This is a genomic window from Micromonospora sp. ZG13 (assembly GCF_059359355.1).
Map to the genome: position 1 here is coordinate 93,549 of NZ_JCADBQ010000020.1, position 6,446 is coordinate 99,994.

Annotated in this window: 8 protein-coding genes and 1 rRNA gene; 4 read left to right on the forward strand and 5 right to left on the reverse strand. The window is 75.3% G+C overall.

The features are described 5' to 3' along the window. Positions 1–51 precede the first annotated feature (51 nt). The 3 genes from AC5L34_RS27125 to AC5L34_RS27135 all read right to left on the reverse strand — a co-directional run bounded on the left by AC5L34_RS27125 (position 52) and on the right by AC5L34_RS27135 (position 2,749). A complete protein-coding gene (locus tag AC5L34_RS27125) occupies positions 52–657 on the reverse strand; it encodes a GerMN domain-containing protein (RefSeq protein ID WP_494827597.1) in 606 nt (201 codons plus the stop codon). Positions 658–722: 65 nt separating this feature from the next. Continuing rightward, positions 723–2,078, reverse strand: a complete 1,356-nt coding sequence (locus tag AC5L34_RS27130) for a sensor histidine kinase (protein WP_441177858.1) — start codon at positions 2,076–2,078, stop codon at positions 723–725. Next, positions 2,075–2,749 carry a response regulator transcription factor gene (locus AC5L34_RS27135; protein ID WP_088999853.1) on the reverse strand — a complete coding sequence of 225 codons (675 nt, stop codon included), beginning with the start codon at positions 2,747–2,749 and terminating at the stop codon, positions 2,075–2,077. Before AC5L34_RS27135 ends, AC5L34_RS27130 begins: the two co-directional genes overlap by 4 nt. Positions 2,750–2,923: 174 nt before the next feature. On the opposite strand from AC5L34_RS27135, the gene AC5L34_RS27140 reads away from it, so the two are divergent. The 3 genes from AC5L34_RS27140 to AC5L34_RS27150 are packed head-to-tail and all read left to right on the forward strand — an operon-like array spanning position 2,924 to position 4,297. Next, the gene (locus tag AC5L34_RS27140) at positions 2,924–3,298 is read left to right on the forward strand and encodes a GlsB/YeaQ/YmgE family stress response membrane protein (RefSeq protein ID WP_441177857.1); all 375 of its coding nucleotides are present in this window, start codon (positions 2,924–2,926) and stop codon (positions 3,296–3,298) included. Continuing rightward, positions 3,295–3,951, forward strand: coding sequence for an STAS domain-containing protein (locus tag AC5L34_RS27145; protein ID WP_494827582.1), 657 nt, complete (start codon positions 3,295–3,297; stop codon positions 3,949–3,951). Before AC5L34_RS27140 ends, AC5L34_RS27145 begins: the two co-directional genes overlap by 4 nt. Positions 3,952–3,997: 46 nt before the next feature. After that, a complete protein-coding gene (locus AC5L34_RS27150) occupies positions 3,998–4,297 on the forward strand; it encodes a BON domain-containing protein (protein WP_494827584.1) in 300 nt (99 codons plus the stop codon). Positions 4,298–4,353: 56 nt separating this feature from the next. Here the strand turns inward: AC5L34_RS27150 and AC5L34_RS27155 are convergent, their stop codons facing one another. Continuing rightward, positions 4,354–5,103 (reverse strand): DNA-formamidopyrimidine glycosylase family protein, encoded by a 750-nt coding sequence (locus AC5L34_RS27155; protein ID WP_494827586.1) that lies wholly within the window; start codon positions 5,101–5,103, stop codon positions 4,354–4,356. Between the two features lie 83 nt (positions 5,104–5,186). On the opposite strand from AC5L34_RS27155, the gene AC5L34_RS27160 reads away from it, so the two are divergent. Continuing rightward, entirely contained in the window at positions 5,187–6,263 is a 1,077-nt protein-coding gene (locus AC5L34_RS27160) for a spore photoproduct lyase family protein (RefSeq protein WP_494827587.1), read from the forward strand. A 108-nt stretch (positions 6,264–6,371) separates the two neighbouring features. Here AC5L34_RS27160 and rrf read toward each other — a convergent pair. Next, a 5S ribosomal RNA gene (gene rrf / locus AC5L34_RS27165) occupies positions 6,372–6,446 on the reverse strand; the annotation flags it as partial.

Sequence of the window (6,446 nt, forward strand, 5' to 3'; positions counted from 1 at the left end):
CGGGGCCGCCGCCGGGAAGGCCGAACGGAGCCCCGCCGTCGGGGCGGTCCGTCAGCGGGGGGCGACGAGGCCGGCGTAGTCGTCGGCGGCGAGGGGTCGCCGCGACAGCGAGCCGTCGGCGCGCGGCACCCCCAGCGGGGCACCGCCCCGGAGGAAGGCCACGGTGTCGACGTCGGAGCGGGCGGTGAGGGTGCAGACGATCTGGCCGAAGGCGAGGACCTCGTCGCTGCGGCCCGTCTCGTCGCCGGTTCCGCCGAGTTCCACGTCGACCTCGGTGCCGCGTGGCCGGGCGGTGGCCGCCGGCACGGCCCCGGGCAGGGCCGTCGTGAGCCCGGTCTCGCGTTCGGCGGGGGTCGGGCCGGCCAGCAGGTGCTGGAGCTGGGCGTCGACGGTGGGCGTGCCGTCGACGCGACGCTCGACGCGGACCAGCCGGTCGTCGCGGACGAAGCAGAGGACCGCGGTCGTCCGACCCGTCGCCAGAGTGGGGCTCGGCGTCGCGGCGACCGTCCCCGGCGAGGGGAACGGGCCGGGCGGAGGCGCCACGGTGCGCGGGACGTCCTCGGTCGGTACGCCGCAGCCGGCCAGCAGCCCCAGGACGACGAGCGCACCGCCGACGCCGCGCCACCGGCCCGACCGCCACGCCCACCGGCGGGGCACCGGCGACGGGCTCGCGGGCGGGCGGGCGGTCACGGCGGGCGGCCGGCTCGCGGGCGTACGGGCGGTCACGACAGCGCTCCGGGCAGCTCGACCCGGAAGCAGGCGCCCCCGCCGGGGCGATCGCCCGCGCTGGCCCGCCCCCGGTGCGCGGCGACGTGCTCGGCGACGAGCGCGAGCCCGAGCCCCGTGCCGTCGCCGTCGGCGCGCGAGTGCGCGGCCCGGCCCCGGACGAAGCGGTCGAAGATGATCTCCCGATCCTCCGGTGGCACACCCGGCCCCTCGTCGTCGACCTCGACGATCCCCGTGCCGTCGCGCTGCGACAGCCGTACGGCCACCGGCCCGCCGCCGTGGCGCAGCGCGTTGTCGACCAGGTTGGCCAGGATCTGCTCGACCCGACGCTCGTCGACCAGCCAGGTGGGGGCGACGTCCCGCTCGACCCGTACGAGGGTGTCGGGCAGCCCGCGTGCCTGGCAGGCCCGGCGGGCCAGCGCCGCCACGTCGACCGGCGTCCGGTCGACCGGCTGGTCGCTGCGGGCGAGCTGGATGAGGTCGTTGACGAGCTGCTGGAACCGGGTGATCTCGTCGGCCACCAGCCCCGCCGCGGTGGCGGTGCGCTCGTCGAGGTGCGCCCGGCGACGGGCCAGGACGCTGGCGGCGGCCGACAGGGTCTGCAACGGCGAGCGCAGCTCGTGGCTGACGTCGGCGGCGAAGCGGCGGTCCCGCTCGATGCGGCGCGAGAGCTGGTCGACCATGTGGTTGAAGGACGTGGAGAGCCGGGTCAGATCGGGGTCGGTGGTCGCCGCGAGCCGGGCGGAGAAGTTGCCCGCCGCGATCTCCTGCGCGGCGTCCGCCACCGCCGTCAACGGCCGCAGGCTGTGCCGGGTGGCGTACCAGCCGAGGGCGGCGCCGGAGCCGGCGACCACGATGGCCACGGCGGTCAGCGCGAGCGCGAGGACCCGCAGGGTCTGGTCCAGCTCCCGCAGCGACGTCAGCTCGTAGTAGCTGGTGGAGGGCGCCAGCGGCAGGCCGACGAGCAGGGTGGGCTGGCCGTTGACCCGGACCCGCTGCACGGCCGGTTCGCCGGCGTGGACGAGCCGTTGCAGGTCGACGGGGATGGCGGCGGTCAGGCCGGCGTCGGCCGTACGGGCGTACCAGTCGTCCCCCCGGTGCAGCAGCGGGCGGCGGACCCCGCCGGTGTCGAGCGACCGCAGCACCTCCACCACGTCGGGGCTCTCCGTGTCCAGGCCGGTACGCACCACCGCCGCGTCGAAGTACGCCGCCCGCACCGCCGTGCGCTCCCGCTCGTCGAGCAGCGACCGCCGGGTCAGCTCGTACGAGACCAGCGCCATGGAGGCCGACAGCAGCAGCGCGCCGACGGCGAAACCGGCGGACACCCGGGCCCGCAGTCCGAGCCGCCTCACCGGGTCAGCTTGTAGCCGAGGCCGCGCAGGGTGACCAGGTGCCGGGGATTGCCCGGATCGTCCTCGATCTTCTGCCGCAGCCGCCCGACGTGCACGTCGACGAGCCGCTCGTCGCCGGTGTCGTAGCCCCAGACCCTTTGCAGCAGCTGGTGGCGCGACAGCACCCGGCCGGCGTGCTCGGCCAGCTCGCACAGCAACCGGAACTCCGTACGCGTGACCGGCACCGGCTGCCCCGCCAGGCGTACCTCCCCGGCGTCCGGGCTGATCTCCAGCTGCCCGAACGTGAGCACCGGGACGGGGTCGGGCGCCGCCCGGGCCCGGCGCCGCAGGGCGCGCAGCCGCGCCGACAGCTCCTTGATCGCCACCGGCTTGACCACGTAGTCGTCGGCCCCCGCCTCCAGCGCCGCGACGATGTCGTGGGTGTCGTCGCGGGCGCTGACCACCACGATCGGCACGTCGTCCTCGCGGCGCAGCCGCCGGATGCACTCGAAGCCGTCCAGGCCCGGCAGCATCAGGTCGACCAGGACGGTGTCGGCCGGTTCCTGGCGCTGCCTGAGCAGTCCCTCCTCGGCGCTGGCCACGCCCCGGACGCGGTAGCCCTCGTCCTCGAGCGCGAGCAGCAACGCCAGACGGATCCGGTCGTCGTCCTCGATCACCAGTACGTCCGTCATACCGGCATCATCCCCAAGGCGACGAGCGCCGCCCAACCGTGTCCGGCGTTCAGCGGTTTTGTCACGCAACTGTCATACAACCGCGTGGCCTGCGCCACGGGCGACGCCGAGGGTGGTGGGGCACGCCCGTGGTCCGGCCCTGCCGGCCGACCGGTCCCGGAGGAGGGGATCAGAATGACCGTCGCCGGTATCGTCACCGCGCTCGCCGTCGGTCTCCTCGTCGCCGGGGTGGGCTGGCGGATCACCCCGCGCCGGCGGGAGGTGCCGCTCTGGCTGGCCCTGGTGGCGGGGATCGTCACCGCGCTGCTCGGCGTCATCCTGGCCCGCATCGTCGGCCTCGACACCGACCGGTCCGGCGCGTGGCGCGTCGCCGTGCCGGCCGGTTCGGCCGTCCTCGGCGTCGTCCTCGTGGCCGCCACGGCCTGCGGCCCGCGACGCGCCGCCGCCGCGCCGCGGGGCACGGGGCCGGACCTCGACACCGCCCAGACGCCGCCGGTCGCGGGCCGGCGGATGGCACGGCCCGACCTCCCGTGGAGGAAGACACCATGACCGTCGTACCGGACGAGCACCTGATGACGTTGATCTGCGACAACTGCGGGGACACGGCCACGGGCACCGCGTGCGTCCTGCCCGACGCCGAGGTCGTCTGGACCCTGGTGGCCGAACACGGCTGGAGCGGCTCGCCGTTCGCCACGGGCCCGCACCGCTGCCCCCGGTGCAGCCTGCCGGGTCTCGACGTCGGGGGCGACACGGTCGGGCAGGGCGGGCAGCCGGGCGGCGGGGTGCTGGGCGTCGACCACCTCGACGACGTCGCGGTGGTCACGGCCGCCGGGGACATCGACGCCGACGCCGCCGACGAGCTCCGGTCCGCCCTGCGGCAGGCCGTGGACGTCTGCGGGCACGTGGTGGTGGACCTGACCCGCGTCCATCTCATCGACGCCGCCGGGCTCGGGCTGCTCGTCCGGGCGCACCGCGACGCCCGCGAGCGCGGTGCCGTGCTCTGCCTGGCGGCCCCGTCCCGCTTCATCCGCACCGTGCTGCACACGATGCGGCTCGACGGGCTGTTCCCGATCTTCGCGAGCCCGCAGGAGGCCCTGCGCCGGCTGTCCCCCGGCGGGGCCGGCGAGCTGGCGGCCGTCGTCGCCGGGCCGGAGCCGCGCGGGCTCTCCCCGGCGGTCATGACCGACGCGTCGTCCCGCTGACCGATCCCGGCCCCCGGGGCCGGCAGAGCACCGAGAGGAAACACCCATGCTCATCCCCTGGCCGTACCCGGACGAGGGCGCGTCCCACCCGCAGCCGCCGGACCCCTCGCCGGACGACGAGGACGGCCGGCTGGCGGCCCTGGTCGCCCAGCGGTTGAGCAGCGACTGGACCACCCGCCGCCAGCAGATCGTGGTGACCGTGCAGAACCGCGTCGTCATCCTGGCGGGCATCGTGGCCGGCCCGGACACCCGGCGGGTGGCCGGCGAGATCGCCTGGGACGTCGGGGGCGTCGTCGACGTGTGCAACGCCCTGCGGCTCGCCGACTCCCGTCGGTTCCGCCGCTGACCGTCGGCCCGTCGCCGCCGGCCCCGCCGCCGGCGACGGGCGGGCGCGGAGGCGGGTCACGCGGCGGGCTGGTCGACCGGGCAGGCGTACGCCGTGCGACCGCCCAGCTGCCAGGTGCGCACCGGCGCGCCGCAGCGCCGGCAGGCCGGGCGCTTGTACACCCACCGCTCGTCGGGTGCCGCCGGGTCGCTGACCACCTGCCCGGCGTCGCGCCCCAACGCCAGGTACCCGACGGCGAGCTCCCACAGCAGGCGGGCCGACGCCGCCCCGACCGCCCGGGTGTCCGGGTCGAGGCCCGCGAGGAAGAGCAGTTCCGCCCGCCAGGCGTTGCCGAGGCCCGCCCACACGGCCTGGTCGAGCAGGGCCGCGCCGACCGCGCCGCGGGCGGCGCAGAGCCGGCGTACCGCCTCCTCGGCGTCGGCGTCGGCGCGCAGCGGGTCGGGGCCGAGGGAGGCCCGCAGCGCGCGTTCGCCGTCGTCCGGCAGCGGTTCGCAGCGGATGGGCGCGATCAGGTCGTACGCGACGCCGGCGCCGGCCAGGCGCAGCCGGACTCCCGTGCGGGGCGGGACGGTCGGGTCGCCGTGGCGCAGGAACAGCCCCCGCATGCCGAGGTGCACGTGCAGGGCCGGCGCGTCGTCGACGTGGTAGAGCAGGTGCTTGCCGTACGCCTCGACCGCGCGCAGCCGTCGCCCGTCGTACGGCCGGACGTCCAGGCGGCCCTGCGGGCTGGACGCGGCGAGGACCTGCCCGGCGAGCGCGGCGTGCTGCTCGCGCGCGTACCGGTGGATGAGGTGGCCCTCGGGCATGCGTACGGGTACCCGGGGGTGGGACACGAAAACGGCAGGTCGGACGGGGGAACACCGGTGCCGGATCCGCAGTTGTCCCCTTCGTGACCGACGCTGTCCCGCACCCACGGCTGTTCGACATCCGGCGGATCTACGTGGAGCCGGAGGCCGCCGCCCTGCCCCGTGGGCGGGCCGTGCTGGAGCGTTTTCCCGACGCGGAGCGGGTGGAGGTCGACAGCCACTCCCGCATCCCCGAGCTGTACGGGGACGAGACCAACGTCGCCCGCTGGGTACGGATCAAGACGGAGGCGCTGGTGCTGGGGGTCAAGAAGTCCCTCACCGCCCGCCCGAACGGCCGCTCGGCCGACTTCATCGCCCCGTCGACCGCGAACGGCTGCGCGATGGCGTGCGCCTACTGCTACGTGCCTCGACGCAAGGGCTACAGCAACCCGGTGACGGTCTTCGCCAACATCGACCGGATCGGCGGCTACCTGCGCCGGCACGTCGGCCGGCAGGGCGTCAAGGGCGAGCCGAACCAGTGCGACCCGGCCGCCTGGGTCTACGACATCGGCGAGAACTCCGACTGTTCGCTGGACGCCCGGATCTCCGACAACGTACGGGACCTGGTGACGCTGTTCCGGGACCTGCCGACGGCGAAGGCCACGTTCGCCACGAAGCACGTCAACCGTGACCTGCTCGACTGGGATCCGCGGGGCCGCACCCGCGTCCGGTTCTCGCTGATGCCGGCCCGGGACGCGAAGCTGCTCGACATCCGCACCTCCCCGGTCGCCGAGCGGCTGGCCGCCATCGACGACTTCGTCGCGGCCGGCTACGAGGTGCACGTCAACTTCAGCCCGGTGGTGGTCCGTGACGGATGGCTGGACGACTGGGCGGAGCTGCTCGACCAGCTCGACGACGCGCTCGGGCCCGCCGCCAAGGCGCAGCTCGCCGCCGAGGTCATCTTCCTGACCCACAACGACCGGCTGCACGAGGTGAACCTCGGCTGGCACCCGAAGGCCGAGGAGCTGCTGTGGCGGCCCGAGATCCAGCAGCCGAAGCGGTCGCAAAGCGGCGGCTGGAACGTCCGCTACCGCACCGGCGCCAAGGGCGCCTACGTGGCGGCGCTGACGGACCTGATCGCCGCGAAGGCGCCGTACTGCCGCGTCCGCTACGCGTTCTGACGGCCCTTCTGCCGTGCCCGGTCGAGCTTCGGCTTTCGGCCCGCGTGCGAAAAGGGTCCGTAACGCAGTTCAGGGCCACCCCGAAGGGTGACCCTGAACCGAAAGATTGTCCGGCGGTGTCCTACTCTCCCACACCCTCCCGAGTGCAGTACCATCGGCGCTGGAGGGCTTAGCTTCCGGGTT

Bases quoted from the DNA above. Each gene is read 5' to 3' on its own strand.
- AC5L34_RS27135 (WP_088999853.1), bottom strand. From the start codon at position 2,749: ATGACGGACGTACTGGTGATCGAGGACGACGACCGGATCCGTCTGGCG.
- AC5L34_RS27150 (WP_494827584.1), top strand. From the start codon at position 3,998: ATGCTCATCCCCTGGCCGTACCCGGACGAGGGCGCGTCCCACCCGCAG.
- AC5L34_RS27155 (WP_494827586.1), bottom strand. From the start codon at position 5,103: ATGCCCGAGGGCCACCTCATCCACCGGTACGCGCGCGAGCAGCACGCC.
- AC5L34_RS27140 (WP_441177857.1), top strand. From the start codon at position 2,924: ATGACCGTCGCCGGTATCGTCACCGCGCTCGCCGTCGGTCTCCTCGTC.
- AC5L34_RS27145 (WP_494827582.1), top strand. From the start codon at position 3,295: ATGACCGTCGTACCGGACGAGCACCTGATGACGTTGATCTGCGACAAC.